Here is an 18,521-nt window from a genome sequence, read left to right as displayed (position 1 = left end):
GTTATTGGACGGCCTGTTGGGCGATTTCCTAAACTGTGCCTTCGCCTGAATCGGCGCCCTCCCGCTCTCTATCGAAAGGAAATCACCCATGCAACGCCGCCACTTGTTTCGCCTGCTCGGCAGTCTCTCGCTTGTACTGGCCATCGGCACGATGGGGACGATGGGGGCGCATGCGGCTGACAAACCGCTCAAGGTCGGTGTGCGCGGCGGTGTCGACGAGGAGATCTGGGAAGTCGTCACGAAGGTTGCGAAGTCGCGGGGCCTGAACGTCGAGACGGTGGTGGTCTCCGGCACTGCGAGCCCGAACGAAGCGCTCAACAACGGCGATCTCGACGCCAACTCGTTCCAGCACATTCCGTTCCTGCGCGATCAGGTCAAGCAGCGCGGCTACAAACTCGTGGCGGTTGGCGACACCCTGATTTCACCCATCGCCTTTTACTCGAAGAAGTACAAGTCGCTCGAAGCGCTGCCGACGGGGGCGAAGATTGGTTTGCCGAACGATCCGAGCAATCAGACCCGCGCGCTCGTGATTTTGCGCGACCACGGCCTGATCAAATTGCGTGATGGCTTCGATCCGTACACGGGCACGGCCACGCTTGCCGACGTTACGGCCAATCCGCGCAAGCTTGAATTCATCGAGAGCGCCTCGGTCGTGCTGGCTCGCTCACTGCCCGACGTGGACGCCTCGGCTATCGTCAACAGCTTCGCCTATCAGGCCGGCCTGATTGCCACGCGCGACGGCATTGCCGTGGAGAAGCGCGAACACAACCCGTACGTGAACATCATCGCTGTGCGAGAGAAAGACAAGAACGCGCCGTGGGTGGCTCCGCTGGTCAAGGCGTACCAGTCTGAAGAGGTGCGCAAGTTCATCGAGACGAAATACCAGGGCTCGGTCGTCCCGGCGTTCTGACGCGGGCATGAAACATGACACGACGCCGCATCCGGCGTCCCTCCCGAATCGCTCCAGGGCGCATGTCACCAGCGAGGAATAGGCGATGACTACCCGACACACGTTGACGGCCCCCGTCACACGGTTGCCTACGGCGGCCACGCGCGAAGTTGCGCACATCACGTTCGATGGGCTCGGCAAAATCTATGCCGGGGCATCGAGCGCCGCGCTGCAAGAGGTCTCGTTCGCGGTGCAACGCGGCGAGAGCTTTGGCATCATCGGCCGCAGCGGTGCTGGGAAATCCACGCTGCTGCGAACGATCAACGCACTGGAATTACCGAGCCGCGGACACGTCAAGATCGACGGCGTCGACGTTGCGACCCTCCGCGAAGACGCGCTCGTCGGCCTTCGACGTCGTATCGGCATGATCTTCCAGCACTTCAATCTGCTTTCGGCGAAGACCGTCTTCGAAAACGTTGCATTGCCACTGCGCGTGGCGGGTGTGCCCAAAGCACAGATCGCCCCTCGGGTGAACGAACTGCTCTCGCTCGTGGGGCTGGCGGGCAAAGCGCAAGCCTATCCCGCCATGCTCTCGGGCGGACAGAAACAACGCGTTGGCATTGCGCGGGCGCTCGTCCACCGTCCCGAAATTCTGCTGTGCGACGAAGCGACCTCGGCGCTCGACCCCGAGACAACCGACGCGATTCTCTCGCTGCTCGGCGATGTGCAGCGAGAGTTCGGTCTGACTGTGGTGCTCATCACCCATGACATGGGGGTGATCCATCAGGCGTGCGACCGCGTGCTGGTGCTCGACCAGGGGCGCATCGTGGAGTTGGGGGCGGTCGACGAAGTGTTCGCCAATCCGCAGGCCGATGCCACCCGCGCGTTACTGCGCCCGCTTCAACACGCATGGCAAGGGCGTCTGGCGGCGCCTCGTGCGCAGGCGCAGATCCGCGCGCTCTGAAAATCCCGGAATCCCCATGTTCGATAAATATCTGCGCGCGCTTGGCGAAACGTTAATGATGGTGACGAGCGCTTGCGCCATCGTCTTCGCGGTCGGGTTGTTGCTGGCCGTGGTGCTGGTGGTCACTGCGCCGGGCGGTCTGGCGCCGCGACCGCGTGTGAACCGGGTGCTGTCGGTGGTGGTGAACCTGTTCCGCGCCGTGCCGTTCATTATTCTGCTGGTGGCGCTGCTGCCGGTCACGCGTTGGATCGTCGGCACGACCATGGGAACGTGGGCTGCCGTGGTGCCGCTGGCCGTGCATCTGATCCCGTTCTTTGCTCGCGTGACGCAAGTCGGTCTGCGCGAAATCGAGCCGGGGCTGATCGAAGCCGCGCGGGCGATGGGCTGCCGTCGCTGGCATATCGTGCGCCACGTATTGTTGCCCGAGGCATTGCCCGCAATTCTCGGCGGCGCGACGGTGACGGTGATTGCGATGGTCGGCGCGTCGGCAATGGCCGGGGCCGTCGGCGCGGGCGGTTTGGGCGATCTGGCGGTGCGCTACGGTTACGAACGCTACGAAACCAGTGTGATGTTCAATGTGATCGTGATTCTCGTTGCCCTCGTCACACTTGTGCAATTCGCAGGCGAACGGCTGGCGCGACGTGTCGATCACCGTCGCTGATGGGGTCGACACGGCTTGGTGTGGCCGACGTCGCTGACGGCATCGAAAACCAATGGGGCCGCTCGCGCGGCCCCATCGACAGACTGAATCCGGACGTCGTCCGGATTACAGCATTGCGTCAATACCCGAGTGCGAGACCCGTATTGCGACGCGGATCGTTCGCGCCGTAGTAACGGTTCTTGCCGATCGGCTTTCCGCCCAGCGACGGTGCGCCCACGAGAATGGCGGCGATGTGGTTCGCCGGTTGCGGGCCGGCAAACTTCTGGCCCCAGCTCTCGAGAATCTTCTGCGTGTCAGGGCTCAGCGCGAAAGGCTCGATGTTGGTGGCCTCCGGCATCCACTGCTGGTGGAAGCGCGGTGCATCCACGGCTTCTTGCAGGTTCATGCCGTAATCGATGACGTTGAGCATGGTCAGCAGCGTTGCCGTGATGATGCGGCTACCGCCCGGCGTACCCACCACCATGACCGGCTTGCCATCCTTCGTGACGATGGTCGGGCTCATCGACGACAGCGGACGGCGGCCCGGGCCGATGGCGTTCGCTTCACCCTGAATCAGACCGTACAGGTTCGGCACGCCCACCTTGGCGGTGAAGTCGTCCATTTCGTCGTTAAGCAACACGCCAGTGCCGTTGGCCATGACCTTCGCGCCGAACCAGTCGTTGAGCGTGTAGGTGACCGACACGGCGTTGCCGTCCTTGTCGATGATCGAGTAGTGCGTAGTGTTGCTGCCTTCATGCGGCGGCACGCCCGGTTTGATCTCTTGCGAGATTCCGGCCTTCTGCGGATTGATGGCGGCGCGGATCTTGGCGGCGTAGTTCTTGTCGAGCAACTGCGCGATCGGGTTCTTCACGAAGTCCGGGTCGCCCAGATAGCTGTTGCGGTCGACGTACGCGTGACGCATTGCCTCGATGGTGTATTGCACGCTTTGTGCCGAGTGGAAACCCAGTTCCTTCATCGGGTAGCCTTCGAGGATGTTCATGATCTCGCAGATCACCACACCGCCCGAACTCGGGGGCGGCGCCGACACCACGTGATAGCCGCGATAGTCGCACTCGACCGGGGCCAGTTCGCGGGTCTTGTACTGATCGAGGTCGGCCTGCGTGATGATGCCGCCGCCTGCCTTCATCGACGCCACGAGCTTGTCGGCGACTTCACCCTTGTAGAAACCGTCGGTGCCCTTGGCACTGATGAGTTTGAGCGTGCGTGCGAGATCCTTCTGCACGAGGCGCTCGCCCGGTTGGAACGGTTTGCCCTTGTTCAGGAAGATGGCGCCCGAGTTGGCATGGTCCTTCTCGAAATCCTTGGTCGATGTCCACAGCATGTCGACATCGCCCTGATCGAGCACGAAGCCCTTTTCCGCCAGCGTGACGGCCGGGGCGAGCAGTTGCTGACGCGTCTTCGTGCCGTATTTCTCGCGGGCGTATTCCATGCCCGATACGGTGCCCGGCACGCCCACTGCCAGATAGCCGGTGGTCGAGGCACCCTTGATGACGTTGCCGTCCTTATCGAGATACATGTTCGCCGTGGCGGCCAGCGGGGCCTTCTCGCGGAAGTCGAGGAAGGTCTTGCGGCCATCGGCAAGCTGGATCGTCATGAAGCCACCGCCGCCGATATTGCCGGCTGCCGGATACACCACGGCGAGGGCATAACCCACGGCAACGGCGGCGTCGATGGCGTTACCGCCGGCCTTGAGCACGTCCACGCCGACTTTCGACGCAAGGTGCTGGGCCGTGACGACCATACCGTTCTCGGCACCGACCGGTGCCTGCGAGGCTGCGTGGACGTTGAATAGCGCACAGCTCAGAGCTGTCGCCAGAAGCGCTTTGGTGAAGGTTGGGTTTTTCATCGTCTTTCTGTGGTTCTTGTCTGAGCGAGATTAATGGAACTTCAACTGCGCTTGCGACGGACGCACGACCGGCCAGCTCGCCCACGCGCAGCGCCTGAGGCCGGCACTGTTCCGGGGCGACGTCTCCGCTGCCGTATGACTGAAGTGCGTAAAAGTTCCGTCGACTATCGAACGGTACCGCATAACGGGTAATTGGGGAAAGATGCGCCAAAAGTCCGGGGGGCGGGCCACAGCGCGATGTGAGGTGGCTCTGGACATTTCGCAGAAATGCGCTCGCGCCTTCACTGGCAAGCGCTGAGCGATATTTAGGGTCAGATGATGGCGGCGGATTGTCCTTTGAAACGGAGCGGATCGCGAGGCGAATCGACGCGAAAAGAGCGGATTCCACGTCGGGGTTGTTGCGCTGTCGCCACGTCGTTATCGACGGGGTGTCGCGTCGATGAGGCGCGCTTTCGCGCGGGTGGACGGACGCAGATCAGGGCGGCAAAAGGCAGAGAGAGCCGGATTGAACGCGGTGTTGAGCGGCAACACCAACCTCTGCCGCTCCCCGGACCCGGCGGGCGGATCAGACCTCAGACCAGCAGATCTTCGTAGAACGCGCCAAACGGGCGTGTCGGATGCGCGATCTGGATCTCCAGAATCCACAGGCCGCCGCTGGGCGTATCAGTCAGGTCGGCGAGTTTGCCGGCCTTGTAGATGGCGTGAGGGAAGTCGCTGACGCGGTGGCCTTTCATGTCGAGGTTGAGCACCCAGCCCATCGCTTCGGCCTGTGCCTTCGCGAAGGCGTACAGGGCCTGACCGCTCACGCCCTGGGTGCGCCAGTGAGCGTGCACGATGTCGAACAGGCGCTTCGCGTCGTCGGCGCAACGCTGCATCTCGGGATCGGTGCCGGTCGTGCGCGTGAAACCGCAATCGCCCTCGTGCGCACCGAACACCACGCCAATGTCGATGAAGTAGATGTCGTCGTTGCCGAGGACCGGATCGTTGTCGCTGCGCTCACTGAACGTGCGCAGCGTGTTTTCGCCGAAACGGATCAGTACCGGATGCCAGATGCGGTCCATGCCGAGTGTTTCGAGCAGCGCCTTGCTCGCGGCAATGGCTTCCGATTCGCGCATGCCCGGCTTGACGATGGCGGCGATCTTTTCGGCCGCTTCCCAGGTGAGGGCCTGCGCACGTTGCATGGCGGCGGCGCTGAACTTTGCCCCGACCGCTTCTCGTTGTGCCAACTCCATTGCATCTCTCCACTGATCTTGATGACTTTGAGGACCGCCCGTCGCGTTGCAGCTTTCGGAACAAGCACCATGCCGATCAGGATAAAGGCTGACTTGTATAATTCGAAGCGCCATTTATTGCACTTTCGATTGGGCCACTTTGATGCCCACTGTCACGTCATGGGCCTTTGCCTGCCCGAACCCACCCTCGTTCAACCATCGCCATGCGCCGACGACACCTTAGCCAATCGCTCGAACTGCCGCTCGCGGATCGCCACGAGAAGGAGACACGACAGGCGTGGGTCTACCGTTGCGTGCGAGAGCGCATTGTGGCGGGCGAGTTGCGGCGAGGCGACCGGTTGCCGTCTACACGCACGCTGGCAGAACGATGGGGCGTGTCGCGAGGCATCGTCGAGTTGGCTTTCGAGCAACTGACACTCGAAGGCTATGTGGCGAGCCGCGTTGGCGCGGGTACCGAAGTGGTGGCGGATCTGTCGGTGGCGGCGGCGTCTCATGCCATGCGCGACGCCGGGAAGCTGGCGGCACCACTACCCGAAAACGCGGCGTCGATTGCGCTAAAGACGGGCCGTTCGGTGGACGCCGCGCTGTTTTCCCTGCCCGTGTGGCGCAAGCACATGAATCGCGCACTGCGTGCGGTCACGCCCGAGTTGCTGGCCGATACCGATCCGCGCGGCTATTTGCCGCTGCGCGAGAGCATCGCACGCTATGTGCGCATGACACGCGGTATCGCATGCGATGCCGCCGAGATTGTCGTGACGACGGGCATTCGCCATGCCATCGATCTCGTGACCGACGTGCTCGCGGACGACACCACCGCGTTCTACCTCGAAGACCCCGGATACAAGAATCTCGCGTCGCTCCTCAAGGCGCCGCCGCCACGCTGCGTGAGCGTGCCTGTCGACCATGAGGGCTTTGTCGTCGAGGCTGCCGAGCGCCTCGGCGAGGGGCGTTCGGGCATTGCTTATGTCACGCCTGCCCATCAGGCGCCGCTGGGCACCACAATGTCGATCAACCGTCGCATGCAACTGCTGGAATGGGCGGCGGCAAGGGATGTGTGGATCGTCGAGGACGATTACGACAGCGAATTCAGCTACGGCAGCGCGCCGTTGCCTGCGCTCAAGGCCATCGATACCGGTGATCGCGTGATTCATTGCAGCAGCTTCAACAAGACGTTGTTCCCGTCGCTGCGCATTGGCTATCTGCTGGCACCCCCTGCGCTGCTCACCCGAATTGCGGGGCTGCGCTCGGCGTCGGGGCGGGCCAACAGTCTTATCGAGCAGATGGCGTTGGCAAGCTATATCGACGCCGGCGATTTCGCGCGGCATTTGCGGGCGTCGCGCAGTGTTTATCTGCGCCGTCGCAATCTGTTGCTCGATGCCCTTCGCACATACGTGCCGACGCCGTGCCGTGTGACGGGCGAGCATGCGGGATTTCATTTTGTGCTTTGGCTGCCGTCGCATATCGACGAGGCGGCGCTCGTCGCAACGCTGCGTGAGCAGGGCATATTCGTGGAAGGGCTGGGAGAGTTCACCCGTTCGCAGGTCGTGACGCCCGCGCTGGTGCTCGGCTACGCCGCGCTCGACGACGCGCGGCTGCCGGAAATTGCGATGCGGATGGCCGACGCCATTGCGGCGGCGGCAGACTGAGCGTGCGTCGTGCGGTGTTTTACGGCGTGTGCTTGCGCAGTTCGAGCCGGATCACGAACCAACCGGCGACTGCCGACATGACGGCCAGCGCGTACCACGTCAGCAGATAGCTCATGTGGTTGTTCGGAAATTGCACTACGGTGAGCCCGCCTACGGGGTAGTCGCGCGCCGGTGCCTTGCCGGTGACGGCTTCGGCATCGCCTCGCACGGCGTTCGATTCCGCAGCCACGCCCGGCTTGCCATCGGCATCGATGAAGTAAGGCGCCACGTCGGTTGCCGTCAAGCCGCGTGCGGCCGCAATGCCCGCGACGTCGCGCGAGTACCAGAGGTTTTCCGACGGGGCGTTTTTACGCAGGAAGCCGCCGCCCGGTTCGGGCATGCGCAGCAGACCGGTAACGGTCACTTCGCCCGCGGGGGCCGGGGGTACCGCTTCTTTCCAGCCCGGCGGCACAAAGCCCCGATTGACGAGCACTTCGCTGCCGTCAGCCGTGCGCAACGGTGTGAGCACCCAGTATCCGCCACCCAGATCGGTGACGGCCTGCACAAGTGTGTCTTTGTCGAACTGATACGTGCCCGTGAGGGAGACATGACGATATTCGTCGTTGGCCGCGTTGACGGCCGGCCACTGAGAACGCCCGGGGGCCGGCGTGGGCGGGGCATGCACGCGCGAATTCACGCGCTCGATCAGGTCGAGTTTCCATGCGCGGCGATGGAGCTGCCAGGTGCCCAGAGACGCGAACACCGAGATCAGCACCAGCGTGATGACGCCGAGAATAACCAGCCGGAGGGATGAGGGACGGGCGGGCGCGCCGGGAGCGCGCGGGGGGCGCTGCGCGCCCCCCGAGTCATGAAGTCGATTGCTGCTCAAGGGAAATGCCGTTCAAGGAAGGTTTTTCGTATCCTGCATCATACCCGGCATCATGTTCTGGTTCAGGTGATACATCACCCATAGCGAACCCGACAGCGTAATCACGACCAGCACGATCGTGAAAATCAGCGACAGCAGGTTCCAGCCGCCTTCGGACTTCCCGTTCATATGCAGGAAGTAAATCATGTGCACGACGATCTGAATCGCGCCCAGAAACAGAATCATGATCGCGGTGGTACTCGATTTCTCGAACACCCCGCCCATCACGAACCAGAACGGAATCGCCGTCAGCACGACCGACAGGATGAAGCCGGTCGTATAGCCGCGCAGCGTGCTGTGCGGCCCTTCGTCGCCATGATCGTGGTCGTGATCGTGCCCGTCGGCATCGTGCATCGTCGAGTCGTGGGTGCTCACGGCAGCACTCCCATCAGATAGACAAACGTGAAGACGCCGATCCACACGACGTCGAGAAAGTGCCAGAACATCGACAGACACATCAGACGGCGGCGGTTAGGCGCAGTGAGGCCGTGCTTGCCGACCTGCACCATGAGCGTGATGAGCCAGACGATGCCGAACGTGACGTGCAGCCCGTGCGTGCTCACCAGCGCGAAGAACGACGACAGGAACGCGCTGCGCCACGGGCCGGCGCCCTCGTGAATGAGGGTTGCGAATTCGTACAGCTCCAGCGAAAGGAACGCCGCGCCGAGCAAGCCGGTCACCACGAGCCAGCCCAGCACCGCGCTTTGGCGGCGCTTCTGCATCTCGAGCATTGCGAACCCGTAGGTGATCGACGAGAGCAGCAGGAAGGTCGTGTTTAGCGCCACGAGCGGCAGTTCGAACAATTCCGCGCCGGTAGGCCCACCGGCGTAGTTGCGCCCGAGTACGCCATACGCCGCAAACAGACAGGCGAAGACGAGACAGTCGCTCATCAGGTAGATCCAGAAGCCGAGCAACGTCCCGTTAGGCGGGTGATAGTCGCTCGTCATCATGAACTTCAGTTCGCCGTCGCGCGGCGGACTCGGCGTGTGGGCCCCGAGCGGGGCACCACCCGGCGGGAACGTTGCGGTCGTGTCAGACATTCTGGGCGAGCAGTCGCGTGCGCGCTGCCTCCGTGTGTTCGACCTGATCGGCCGGGATGTAGTACTCGCGGTGGTAGTTGAACGTGTGGCCGATCGCGACCGCCAGCAGCGCCACGAAAGCGACGATCACCACCAGCCACATGTGCCAGATGAGCCCGAAGCCGCAGACCGTTGCCAGCCCGGCGAGGATGATGCCTGCGCCGGTGTTCTTCGGCATGTGAATCGGGATGAAACCGCTCTCCGGACGCTTGAAGCCGTGCTGCTTCATTTGCCACCAGGCATCGTTGTCGTGAATGATCGGCGTGAAGGCGAAGTTGTAAGCCGGCGGCGGCGAGGACGTCGACCATTCCAGCGTGCGGCCATTCCACGGGTCGCCGGTGTCGTCGCGCAGTTGCTCGCGGCGCATGAAGCTCACCACGAGCTGGACGATGAAGCACCCGATACCGATGGCGATGAGCAGCGCGCCCACGGCGGCGACCTGGAACCAGATCTGCAGCGACATATCGTCGAAGTGGCTCATGCGCCGCGTCACCCCCATCAGGCCGAGCAGATACAGCGGCATGAAGGCAACGTAGAAGCCGATGAACCAGAACCAGAACGAGCATTTGCCCCAGAACGGATCGAGGCGATAGCCGAAGGCCTTCGGGAACCAGTAGGTGATCGCCGCCATGATCCCGAAGATCACGCCGCCGATGATCACGTTGTGGAAGTGGGCGATCAGGAACAGGCCGTTATGCAAGGAGAAGTCTGCCGGCGGCACGGCGAGCAGCACACCGGTCATGCCGCCGATCACGAACGTCACCATGAAGCCGACCGTCCAAAGCATGGGCACTTCGAAGCGGATACGGCCGCGATACATGGTGAACAGCCAGTTGAACATCTTCGCTCCGGTCGGTATCGAGATGATCATGGTGGTGATGCCGAAGAACGAATTCACACTGGCGCCGGAACCCATCGTGAAGAAGTGGTGCAGCCACACGAGGTACGACAGCACGGTAATCACGACCGTTGCATAGACCATCGACGCGTAGCCGAACAGCCGCTTGCCGGAGAACGTGGAGACGACTTCGGAGAATACGCCGAACACCGGCAGCACGAGAATGTAGACCTCGGGGTGGCCCCAGATCCAGATCAGGTTCACGTACATCATGGCGTTGCCGCCGAGATCGTTCGTGAAGAAGTTCGTGCCTGCGTAGCGATCCAGCGCCAGCAGGGCCAGCACTGCGGTCAGCACGGGGAAGGCGGCCACGATCAGTACGTTGGTGCACAGCGACGTCCACGTAAAGACTGGCATGCGCATCATCGACATGCCCGGTGCACGCATCTTCACGATGGTCACGAGCAGGTTGATCCCCGAGAGCAGGGTGCCGATCCCCGCAATCTGCAAGGCCCAGATGTAGTAATCGACGCCGACGTCCGGACTCTGCAATACGCCCGATAACGGCGGATACGCCAGCCATCCGGTGCGGGCGAATTCGCCGACGAACAGCGACATCATCACGAGCACTGCGCCGCTCGTCGTCATCCAGAAGCTGAAGTTGTTGAGGAACGGAAACGCCACGTCGCGCGCGCCGATTTGCAGCGGCACCACGAAATTCATGAGGCCGGTCACGAGCGGCATCGCCACGAAGAAGATCATGATCACGCCGTGCGCCGTGAAGATCTGATCGTAGTGGTGCGGTGGCAGATACCCCATGTTGTCGCCGAACGAGACCGCCTGTTGCAGGCGCATCATCGCGGCGTCGGCAAAGCCGCGCAGCAACATGATGATGCCGAGGATCACGTACATGACACCGATCTTCTTGTGATCGATGCTCGTGAACCACTCACGCCACAGATAGCCCCACAGCTTGAAGTAGGTAATGGCGCCCAGTACGACGATGCCGCCGATCGCCACACCCGCAAACGTCGCGAGCAGGATCGGTTCGTGGTACGGAATCGCCTCGATCGTGAGGCGGCCGAAGATCAGCTTGACGATGTCCATAAGCGAGAGCCTGGGATCATTCGCGCGCGAGGCGCATCATTGTCGAGGGTTGCGCGCGGTGTATGTCACTGCGTGAGCCCTCCACCGGGGGCACGCTGCACGCCGGAAGCGAACTGCACGGTGTTTTCCGCCGTGCACATCGCGTCGGCAAGCAACGCGTCGGTCTTGCCTGCGCGCGCTCTGCTCGCATGCTGGTGATTGGGCTGGTCCATCATGTCCTTCAGACAGGGCTGCCCGGCTTGCACGCAACGATTCAGAATCGCGTCGTAGAGATCGGGGGCGACATCGCCGTAGTAATGCACGGGAACCCACTCGCTAGGCTTTTCGAGCGCCGTGTATTTGTCGCGCGTGAGGTTGTCGCCCTTCGCCTTGACCTGCTTCACCCAAGCGTCGAAGTCGTCTGCCGAGAGACCGTGGAACTTGAAGCGCATACCGGAGAAGCCCGCCCCGCTGTAATTCGCGGAGAAGCCGTCATAGACGCCGGGCTTGTTGATGATCGCGTGGAGCTTCGTCTCCATGCCCGGCATTGCGTAGATCTGACCGGCCAGTGCAGGCACGAAGAACGAGTTCATCATCGTGGTCGACGTGATCTCGAAGCGGATCGGCCGGTCCACCGGCGCGGCCAGCTCGTTGACGGTCGCAATACCCTGATCGGGGTAGAAGAAGAGCCACTTCCAGTCCATCGCCACGACCTGCACCGTCAGCGGGCGCGTGTCGGGCTGCAAATCGCGCCTGGCGTCGATCCGCTCCAGCGGCCGATAGGGGTCGAGTTTGTGCGTGCTCACCCAGGTGAGCGCCCCCAGCGCGATGATGATCAACAGCGGCGCAGCCCAGATGAGCAGTTCGAGCAGCGTCGAATGATCCCACTCGGGAGTGTAGACGGCGTTCTTGTTCGAGGCGCGGTAGCGCCACGCAAAGAGTAATGTCAACACGATCACCGGAACGATGATCAGCAACATCAAAACGGTGGAAACGATGATGATGTCCCGCTGCCTTACCGCGAGATCGCCCGAAGGCGACATCAATACGGTATTGCATCCGGACAGCAACACGGCGGCGGGGAGCAAAAGTACCCCGCGAAGGAACTTGGGGGAAGTCATGCTGCGATTGATGGAACCGTAGCCTTAGACCGGATCCATCATGGACTCCCCTCTCTCATGCATCAATTTAGGGTAAACCCTATAGCGTCGATTCGAGATACCTGCGATGCTTTTCTGGCACGAGTGTCATGGTCATCCCGATCCGCAAGGGGGTCCGATAATGTCAAGCAGTGCTCATCAAACGCCGACGCCGCAGGGCGTTACCGTCGCGACGACGGCGCACGATCACGGGAGCAAGTCCCGCATTGCGCCGGAGGAAATCGCGGTCGGTGTGGTCGTCGGACGTACCTCCGAGTACTTCGACTTCTTTGTGTTCGGCATCGCCGCTGTCCTCGTCTTTCCCCACGTTTTCTTTCCGTTTGCGGACGGCCTGAAAGGCCTGCTGTACGCGTTCACGATCTTTTCCTTCGCGTTTATCTCGCGTCCGTTCGGCACAGCGCTGTTCATGAACGTGCAGCGTCGCTGGGGACGAAGTGTGAAGCTGACCGCTGCGTTGTTCGTGCTTGGTACGGCGACGGCCGGCATGGCCTTCCTGCCCGGATATGCGGTGCTGGGCGACCGCGCGATCTGGCTGCTGGCCTTCTTCCGTCTGATTCAGGGCATTGGCTTTGGCGGCTCGTGGGACGGCCTGCCGTCGCTGCTCGCCATGAACGCGCCACCGCAACGGCGCGGCTGGTATTCGATGATGGGGCAGTTGGGCGCGCCGATCGGTTTCATCATTGCGGCGGGGCTGTTCCTGTTCCTGCACTGGAGCCTTGAGTCCGACGACTTCCTCACGTGGGGCTGGCGCTATCCGTTTTACGTGGCATTCGCCGTGAACGTGGTGGCGCTGTTTGCGCGGCTGCGTCTGGTGGTGACGCACGAGTACACGGAGATGCTCGAAGAAGGTCAACTGGAGCCGATCAGCACGCGCGAAATGGTTCGCTCACAGGGCTACAACATCTTTCTCGGCGCATTTGCGGCACTCGCCAGCTACGCGCTGTTCCACCTGGTGACGGTATTCCCGTTGTCGTGGGTTGCGCTGCAAAACACGCAGGATCTGAACAGTGTGTTGATTGTGCAACTGTGCGGAGCGGCGATCGCCATCGTATGCACGGTTATTTCCGGGCGCATTGCCGACCGCATTGGCCGACGCACGACACTGGGCCTGTTCGCCATCTTCATCGGGATATTCGCTCTGTTTGCCCCGTACCTGATGGGCGGCGATTCGACACGGCAGGACATCTTCATTCTGGTAGGGTTCGCGCTGCTCGGGCTGTCGTATGGGCAGGCGGCCGGGACCGTGACGTCGAACTTCGAGCAGCGCTTCCGATATACCGGCGCGGCGCTCACGACTGACTTCGCGTGGCTGTTCGGTGCGGCGTTTGCACCGCTCGTGGCCCTGGGGTTGTCGTCCGAGTTCGGGCTGGTCGCCGTGAGTGCTTATCTGCTCTCGGGCACCGTGTGCACGCTGCTGGCCTTACGCATCAACAAGGCCCTGGAGACACGCGACTGACGCTGCACATCGCGTAAGGGCATGTCAGCGGCGCGACGGGTTCGCGCCGTTTTTCGTTCCGGGAGGCCTTCACGCGTCTTGCAACATGGCGGCGATGGCGGCCGTAATGTTGTGTGTGCGCGAATCGTGTTCCCGATGAATCATGCCAACCGTGCGCAGCAAGGGCGGTTGCGCAATCGGGACGATGCGCAGCAGCGGGTCGGATTGCCAGTCGCCGCGATGCAGCAGCGGCAGCACAGATACCCCGACATTCTTGCGCACGAGCGCCACGATCGTTTCGATGGAGTTCAACTCGAGATATTCGGTCACGCTGAGCTTCGCTGCGCGCAATGCCTGCTCGACCACCATGCCGGTGCGAACGCGCCGGTCGAAGCGCAGAAACGGGTATTCATCGAGAATGCTCTGCGGTTCAGGTTCGGTGACATCGCGATTCACCACCATGACCATCGGTTCGGTGTAGAGCGGTGTCCACACCAGCCCGTCGGCACGAGCATCGTCAGCACGCGCGACCACGGCGGCGATATCGACTTCGCCCTGCTCGACGAGGTCGGTCAGCTCGTCCGAGCGCGCCGAGGTGAGCCTCACGTCGAGCCGAGGGTGAGCTGTTTTCAGTTCTGCGACCACGAGCGACAGCGCGCCGATGACCGACACCACCGCGCCGATGGTCACCGGGCCCTGCATGGCGTCGATGGGGGTTGCCGTCAGCTCGGCCGTCAGCGCCAGAATCTGTTCGACACGGGGAAACAGGTCGCGCCCCTGACGCGTGAGCGTGATCTGCCGTCCGCGCCGGTCGAACAGTCGTTGACCGACAGCGTCTTCCAGCCCGCGCATTTGCAAGCTGACCGCCGCCTGAGTGAGCGACGCACGTTCTGCCGCCGCCGCAAACGAGCCGGTTTGGGCCACCAGCCGGAACGTCTTCAACATCCGTAACGTGAGCATCTGGGAGTTAAGAATAATTTACGAATGAAAAAGAAATATTAATATTTCCTTTGATAGTGTGCGAGACATAATCGTGTCATGCACATCCCTGATGACCGGCTTGCCCGGAGGCAGGGCACGAAGACCGACCCACACCACGCGCCCATGACCATGCCCGCAGACGCCGGGCCGGTGCTCGATGTCACCGGACTCTCGCTGAAATTCTCGAAGGCGCCCGACGCGCCGAACCTGATCGACGGGGTGTCGTTTGCCGTGCATCCCGGTAAGACGCTGTGCATCGTTGGCGAGTCCGGGTGCGGCAAGAGCGTGACGTCGCTCGCCCTGATGGGCCTGCTGCCCAGCCCGCCCGCGAACATCGTGGCGGGCCGGGCGATCTTCGAAGGCCGCGACCTGCTGGCGCTCGACGAGCGGTCGTTCGCCGACTTGCGCGGGAATCGGCTGGCGATGATCTTTCAGGAACCGATGACCTCGCTGAACCCGGCGTTCACGATCGGGCATCAGATCGAGGAGGGCATTCGCCGTCATCGGGGGCTGGACCGGCGCGCTGCGCGCGCCGAGGCGCTCGACATGCTCAAGCGGGTGCGCATTCCTGCGCCCGAGACCCGGCTCGACAACTATCCGCACGAACTATCGGGCGGTATGCGTCAACGAGTCATGATCGCGATGGCGCTGGCCAACCGGCCCGCGCTGTTGATTGCCGATGAGCCGACTACGGCGCTCGATGTGACGATTCAGGCGCAAGTGCTCTCGCTCATTCAGACTTTGCAGCGCGAAACCGGTACGGCTGTCGTACTCATTACGCACGATCTCGGCGTGGTGGCCGAAGTTGCCGACGACGTTGCCGTGATGTATGCGGGGCGCATCGTCGAATATGGCACGGTCGACGAGATTTTCGACGATCCGCAACATCCTTACACCGTCGGCCTGATGGGCGCGATCCCGTCGATCGGCAAACGCGAAGGCACGCTTGCCACCATTCGCGGTGCCGTGCCGTCGCCCGAGCGTATGCCTGCCGGTTGCCGTTTTGCGCCGCGCTGTCCGTTCGCCGAAGCCCGTTGCACACGCGAGGCGCCGGTCGAGCGCACCTTGTACGGTGCGCATCGCGTTGCCTGCTGGCTCGCGCCGGTCGAAGCGCTGACACCCCCCGCCACGCCGTTGGAAGAGGTCGCCATATGAATGCCCCCTCCCCGTTGCTGGAAGCGCGCGATCTGACCAAGCACTTCGGCGGACACCGCGTCGGCTTTTCCCGAGCGCCGACGGTGTATGCCGTCAACGGTGTGTCGTTTGCCGTACAGGCTGGCGAGACGTTCGCGATCGTGGGCGAATCCGGTTGTGGCAAATCCACCCTGGGGCGGCTGTTGCTGCGCCTGCTCGACGCCACGCGCGGTGAAGTTCGCTATCAGGGCGAAGACATCATGACGCTGGGGGCGGGGGCAATGCGTCGTCTGCGGCGCGAATTGCAGATCATCTTTCAGGACCCGTTCGCGTCGCTCAATCCGAGCATGACCGTGGGGGGCCTGATTGGCGAGCCCATCGCACTGCACGGGCTCGCGCACGGACGTGCCCGCGACGAGCGCGTGGCCGAGCTATTGCGCACGGTGGGTCTGCAACCTGACTATGCGCAGCGCTTCCCTCACGAATTCTCTGGCGGGCAGCGCCAGCGTATCGGCATTGCGCGCGCGTTGGCCGGCGAGCCGCGAGTGATCGTTGGCGACGAACCGGTGTCCGCGCTCGACGTCTCCGTGCAGGCGCAGGTCATCAATCTGCTGGAACGGCTCAAGCACGACTTCGGCCTGACGCTCATCATGGTTGCGCACGATCTGGCGGTGATTCGTCACATGAGCGACCGCGTGGCCGTCATGTATCTGGGCGAGATTGTCGAGTTGGCGAGCGCCGACGCCTTGTTCGACAACCCATTGCACCCTTATACGCAGGCGCTTTTGCAGGCGATTCCGGCGAGCCGCCCGCACTTGCGGCGCGAGCGTGCGCCGCTCGGCGGCGAATTGCCGAGCCCGACCGCACCGCCGCCGGGCTGCCGTTTTCATCCGCGCTGCCCGCACGCCAGGGCGGCGTGTCGCGAGCAAAAGCCCGTGGACGAAGTACTGCCCGACGGGCGGCAGGTGGCGTGCCACTTCTGGCGCGAGATTCAGAACGCCGGCGCCAGTCCAGCGCGCGCGGCGGCACCCAGCGAAAAGCTGGAAGCGCGCCTTGCACTGTATCGTGCACGGCAGGCACAGGCCGACGCGGCGATCGTCGGATAACAACACTCTCACTACACCATCACACACAAGGGATCTCACGCATGCGCAACGTTTTGCTCGATCTTGTTCTGGCGGCGTCTCTCGCGACCGGTGCCGCTTCTGCGATGGCGCAGTCGACGCTTCGCATCGGTTTGCAGGAGGACATCGGTTCGCTCGATCCCGCGCGCAGTTCGCAGGTCGTCGACCGCATGGTGCTGCGCTCGCTGTGCAGCTCGCTGGTCGATATCAGCACCGATCTGAAGTTCGTGCCGATGCTCGCTACCTCGTGGAGCGTCAGTGCCGATGGAAAGACGTGGACGTTCAAGCTGCGCCAGGGGGTGAAGTTCCACGACGACGAGCCGTTCAACGCGCGCGCCGTCAAGGCGAATCTCGATCGCGCGCGCAGCATGCCCGCGAGCAATCGCAAGAGCGAGTTGTCATCCATCGATCATGTCGACGCAGTCGACGACACGACGGTCAACATTGTGCTCAAGGCCCCGGATTCCGCGCTGCTCGCCACGCTTTCGGACCGCGCAGGCATGATGCTCGCACCCAAGACGCTTGCCGACGACGCTGCCGTGCAGGCTCGCCCCGTGTGTTCCGGGCCGTACAAGTTCGTGCAGCGCGTGCAGAACGACCGCGTGGTGCTGGAGAAATTCGCGGGCTTCTGGGACGCCGACAAGTATCCGACGCAGAAGGTCATATTCCTGCCGATTCCCGACACGACCGTGCGCCTGGCCAATGTGCGCTCGGGCTCACTCGACATGCTGGAGCGCCTGTCGCCGTCCGATGTGAAGTCGGTCAAGCGCGATGCCAACCTGAACTTCGTCAGCATCGACGGCCTGGGGTACTACGGTCTCACGTTCAACGTGGCAGCGAACGCGCCGAAGGCGTTGCGCGACAAGCGCGTGCGTCAGGCGTTCGACCTGGCGATCGATCGTGACGCTATCAATCAGGTGATCGGCGGCGGGATCTTCACCCCGGCCAATCAGGCACTGCCACGCTCCGGGCAGTACTACGACACGTCGATCAAGACCACCCGGCGCGACGTTGCCAAGGCGAAGGCGCTGTTGAAATCGGCGGGCTTCGAGAAGGTCGATGTGACCCTGAGCTTTGGCAACAACACCGTCTCCAATCAAATGGCGCAGATGTTGCAGGCGATGCTCGCCGAAGCGGGCATTACGCTCAAGCTGCGGCCGATGGATTATGCGGCGGCGCTCGACGCAGCGCATCGCGGCGACTTCGACGTACTCTACAACGGCTGGTCGGGTCGCGTTGACCCGGACGGCAACCTGCATCAGTTCGTGACCTGCAAAGGCAACCTCAACTACGGGCAGTATTGCAATGCCGAGGTCGACAAGCTGCTCAACGACGCGCGTGTGAAGTCCAGCGTGGCAGAGCGCAAACCGCTTTACGACGCGGCGAACAAGATTCTGGCCGACGAGGATCCCATCCTTTACCTGTACGTGCAGCCGTGGCCGTATGTGCTCAGCAAGAAGGTGCAGGGGTTCGTCGCGTATCCCGACGGGTTGATTCGCCTGCGCGGCGTAAGCGTCAAGTGATCGACGGATAAACGGG

15 protein-coding genes and 1 pseudogene are annotated in these 18,521 nt (G+C 62.7%); 8 read left to right on the top strand and 8 right to left on the bottom strand.

Annotated features, from left to right (window positions below):
- The first annotated feature begins 88 nt into the window (after positions 1-88).
- The 3 genes and pseudogenes from AT395_RS20110 to AT395_RS20100 all read left to right on the top strand — a co-directional run bounded on the left by AT395_RS20110 (position 89) and on the right by AT395_RS20100 (position 2,514).
- Positions 89-910 carry a MetQ/NlpA family ABC transporter substrate-binding protein gene (locus AT395_RS20110; protein WP_047827178.1) on the top strand — a complete coding sequence of 274 codons (822 nt, stop codon included), beginning with the start codon at positions 89-91 and terminating at the stop codon, positions 908-910.
- Positions 911-995: 85 nt separating this feature from the next.
- Positions 996-1,799, top strand: a pseudogene (locus AT395_RS20105) (methionine ABC transporter ATP-binding protein); the annotation flags it as partial.
- 70 nt (positions 1,800-1,869) lie between these two features.
- A complete protein-coding gene (locus AT395_RS20100; protein ID WP_047827180.1) occupies positions 1,870-2,514 on the top strand; it encodes a methionine ABC transporter permease in 645 nt (214 codons plus the stop codon).
- Between the two features lie 118 nt (positions 2,515-2,632).
- On the opposite strand, the gene ggt is transcribed toward AT395_RS20100, so the two are convergent.
- Together ggt and AT395_RS20090 are read right to left on the bottom strand one after the other, a co-directional pair.
- On the bottom strand, positions 2,633-4,255 hold the full coding sequence (gene ggt / locus AT395_RS20095; RefSeq protein ID WP_224787517.1) for a gamma-glutamyltransferase: 1,623 nt from the start codon (positions 4,253-4,255) through the stop codon (positions 2,633-2,635).
- Between the two features lie 677 nt (positions 4,256-4,932).
- Entirely contained in the window at positions 4,933-5,592 is a 660-nt protein-coding gene (locus AT395_RS20090) for a M24 family metallopeptidase (RefSeq protein WP_048628882.1), read from the bottom strand.
- A 203-nt stretch (positions 5,593-5,795) separates the two neighbouring features.
- Between AT395_RS20090 and pdxR the strand changes: the two genes are divergently transcribed.
- A complete protein-coding gene (gene pdxR, locus AT395_RS20085; RefSeq protein ID WP_048628883.1) occupies positions 5,796-7,238 on the top strand; it encodes a MocR-like pyridoxine biosynthesis transcription factor PdxR in 1,443 nt (480 codons plus the stop codon).
- Between the two features lie 19 nt (positions 7,239-7,257).
- Here the strand turns inward: pdxR and AT395_RS20080 are convergent, their stop codons facing one another.
- The 5 genes from AT395_RS20080 to cyoA all read right to left on the bottom strand — a co-directional run bounded on the left by AT395_RS20080 (position 7,258) and on the right by cyoA (position 12,269).
- Positions 7,258-8,106 (bottom strand): SURF1 family protein, encoded by an 849-nt coding sequence (locus AT395_RS20080; protein WP_376738403.1) that lies wholly within the window; start codon positions 8,104-8,106, stop codon positions 7,258-7,260.
- Positions 8,107-8,118: 12 nt separating this feature from the next.
- Positions 8,119-8,520 (bottom strand): cytochrome o ubiquinol oxidase subunit IV, encoded by a 402-nt coding sequence (gene cyoD, locus AT395_RS20075; RefSeq protein ID WP_042114773.1) that lies wholly within the window; start codon positions 8,518-8,520, stop codon positions 8,119-8,121.
- Positions 8,517-9,095: a cytochrome o ubiquinol oxidase subunit III gene (gene cyoC / locus AT395_RS20070; protein ID WP_376738404.1), complete on the bottom strand. Its 579-nt coding sequence runs from the start codon at positions 9,093-9,095 to the stop codon at positions 8,517-8,519. Before cyoC ends, cyoD begins: the two co-directional genes overlap by 4 nt.
- Positions 9,096-9,177: 82 nt before the next feature.
- Complete coding sequence (cyoB, locus tag AT395_RS20065) at positions 9,178-11,169, bottom strand: cytochrome o ubiquinol oxidase subunit I (protein ID WP_042114776.1); 1,992 nt, start codon at positions 11,167-11,169, stop codon at positions 9,178-9,180.
- A gap of 65 nt (positions 11,170-11,234) precedes the next feature.
- On the bottom strand, positions 11,235-12,269 hold the full coding sequence (cyoA, locus tag AT395_RS20060) for a ubiquinol oxidase subunit II (protein WP_042114777.1): 1,035 nt from the start codon (positions 12,267-12,269) through the stop codon (positions 11,235-11,237).
- A 160-nt stretch (positions 12,270-12,429) separates the two neighbouring features.
- Between cyoA and AT395_RS20055 the strand changes: the two genes are divergently transcribed.
- On the top strand, positions 12,430-13,764 hold the full coding sequence (locus tag AT395_RS20055; protein WP_042118007.1) for an MFS transporter: 1,335 nt from the start codon (positions 12,430-12,432) through the stop codon (positions 13,762-13,764).
- Positions 13,765-13,833: 69 nt separating this feature from the next.
- Here the strand turns inward: AT395_RS20055 and AT395_RS20050 are convergent, their stop codons facing one another.
- Positions 13,834-14,703: a LysR family transcriptional regulator gene (locus AT395_RS20050; RefSeq protein ID WP_048628884.1), complete on the bottom strand. Its 870-nt coding sequence runs from the start codon at positions 14,701-14,703 to the stop codon at positions 13,834-13,836.
- Between the two features lie 150 nt (positions 14,704-14,853).
- Here AT395_RS20050 and AT395_RS20045 point away from each other — a divergent pair, with 150 nt between their 5' ends.
- The 3 genes from AT395_RS20045 to AT395_RS20035 are packed head-to-tail and all read left to right on the top strand — an operon-like array spanning position 14,854 to position 18,505.
- Positions 14,854-15,879 (top strand): ABC transporter ATP-binding protein, encoded by a 1,026-nt coding sequence (locus AT395_RS20045; protein ID WP_376738405.1) that lies wholly within the window; start codon positions 14,854-14,856, stop codon positions 15,877-15,879.
- Positions 15,876-16,964, top strand: a complete 1,089-nt coding sequence (locus AT395_RS20040) for an ABC transporter ATP-binding protein (protein WP_048628885.1) — start codon at positions 15,876-15,878, stop codon at positions 16,962-16,964. Before AT395_RS20045 ends, AT395_RS20040 begins: the two co-directional genes overlap by 4 nt.
- Before the next feature lie 41 nt (positions 16,965-17,005).
- Positions 17,006-18,505, top strand: coding sequence for an ABC transporter substrate-binding protein (locus AT395_RS20035; protein WP_042114781.1), 1,500 nt, complete (start codon positions 17,006-17,008; stop codon positions 18,503-18,505).
- The last annotated feature ends 16 nt before the right edge of the window (positions 18,506-18,521 follow it).

The sequence above is a fragment of the Pandoraea apista genome (assembly GCF_001465595.2).
Taxonomy (GTDB): Bacteria; Pseudomonadota; Gammaproteobacteria; order Burkholderiales; family Burkholderiaceae; genus Pandoraea; species Pandoraea apista.
Note: the sequence above shows the minus strand (reverse complement) of the source record. Positions and strands in the feature narration are given on the sequence as shown.

What these genes read in the sequence shown, in the direction of transcription:
- AT395_RS20040 (WP_048628885.1), top strand. Translation starts at nt 15,876, where the DNA reads ATGAATGCCCCCTCCCCGTTGCTGGAAGCGCGCGATCTGACCAAGCAC.
- AT395_RS20090 (WP_048628882.1), bottom strand. Translation starts at nt 5,592, where the DNA reads ATGGAGTTGGCACAACGAGAAGCGGTCGGGGCAAAGTTCAGCGCCGCC.
- ggt (WP_224787517.1), bottom strand. Translation starts at nt 4,255, where the DNA reads ATGGTCGTCACGGCCCAGCACCTTGCGTCGAAAGTCGGCGTGGACGTG.
- cyoA (WP_042114777.1), bottom strand. Translation starts at nt 12,269, where the DNA reads ATGACTTCCCCCAAGTTCCTTCGCGGGGTACTTTTGCTCCCCGCCGCC.
- cyoC (WP_376738404.1), bottom strand. Translation starts at nt 9,095, where the DNA reads ATGATGACGAGCGACTATCACCCGCCTAACGGGACGTTGCTCGGCTTC.
- AT395_RS20100 (WP_047827180.1), top strand. Translation starts at nt 1,870, where the DNA reads ATGTTCGATAAATATCTGCGCGCGCTTGGCGAAACGTTAATGATGGTG.
- cyoB (WP_042114776.1), bottom strand. Translation starts at nt 11,169, where the DNA reads ATGGACATCGTCAAGCTGATCTTCGGCCGCCTCACGATCGAGGCGATT.
- AT395_RS20035 (WP_042114781.1), top strand. Translation starts at nt 17,006, where the DNA reads ATGCGCAACGTTTTGCTCGATCTTGTTCTGGCGGCGTCTCTCGCGACC.
- AT395_RS20045 (WP_376738405.1), top strand. Translation starts at nt 14,854, where the DNA reads ATGCCCGCAGACGCCGGGCCGGTGCTCGATGTCACCGGACTCTCGCTG.
- AT395_RS20055 (WP_042118007.1), top strand. Translation starts at nt 12,430, where the DNA reads ATGTCAAGCAGTGCTCATCAAACGCCGACGCCGCAGGGCGTTACCGTC.
- pdxR (WP_048628883.1), top strand. Translation starts at nt 5,796, where the DNA reads ATGCGCCGACGACACCTTAGCCAATCGCTCGAACTGCCGCTCGCGGAT.
- AT395_RS20050 (WP_048628884.1), bottom strand. Translation starts at nt 14,703, where the DNA reads ATGCTCACGTTACGGATGTTGAAGACGTTCCGGCTGGTGGCCCAAACC.
- AT395_RS20110 (WP_047827178.1), top strand. Translation starts at nt 89, where the DNA reads ATGCAACGCCGCCACTTGTTTCGCCTGCTCGGCAGTCTCTCGCTTGTA.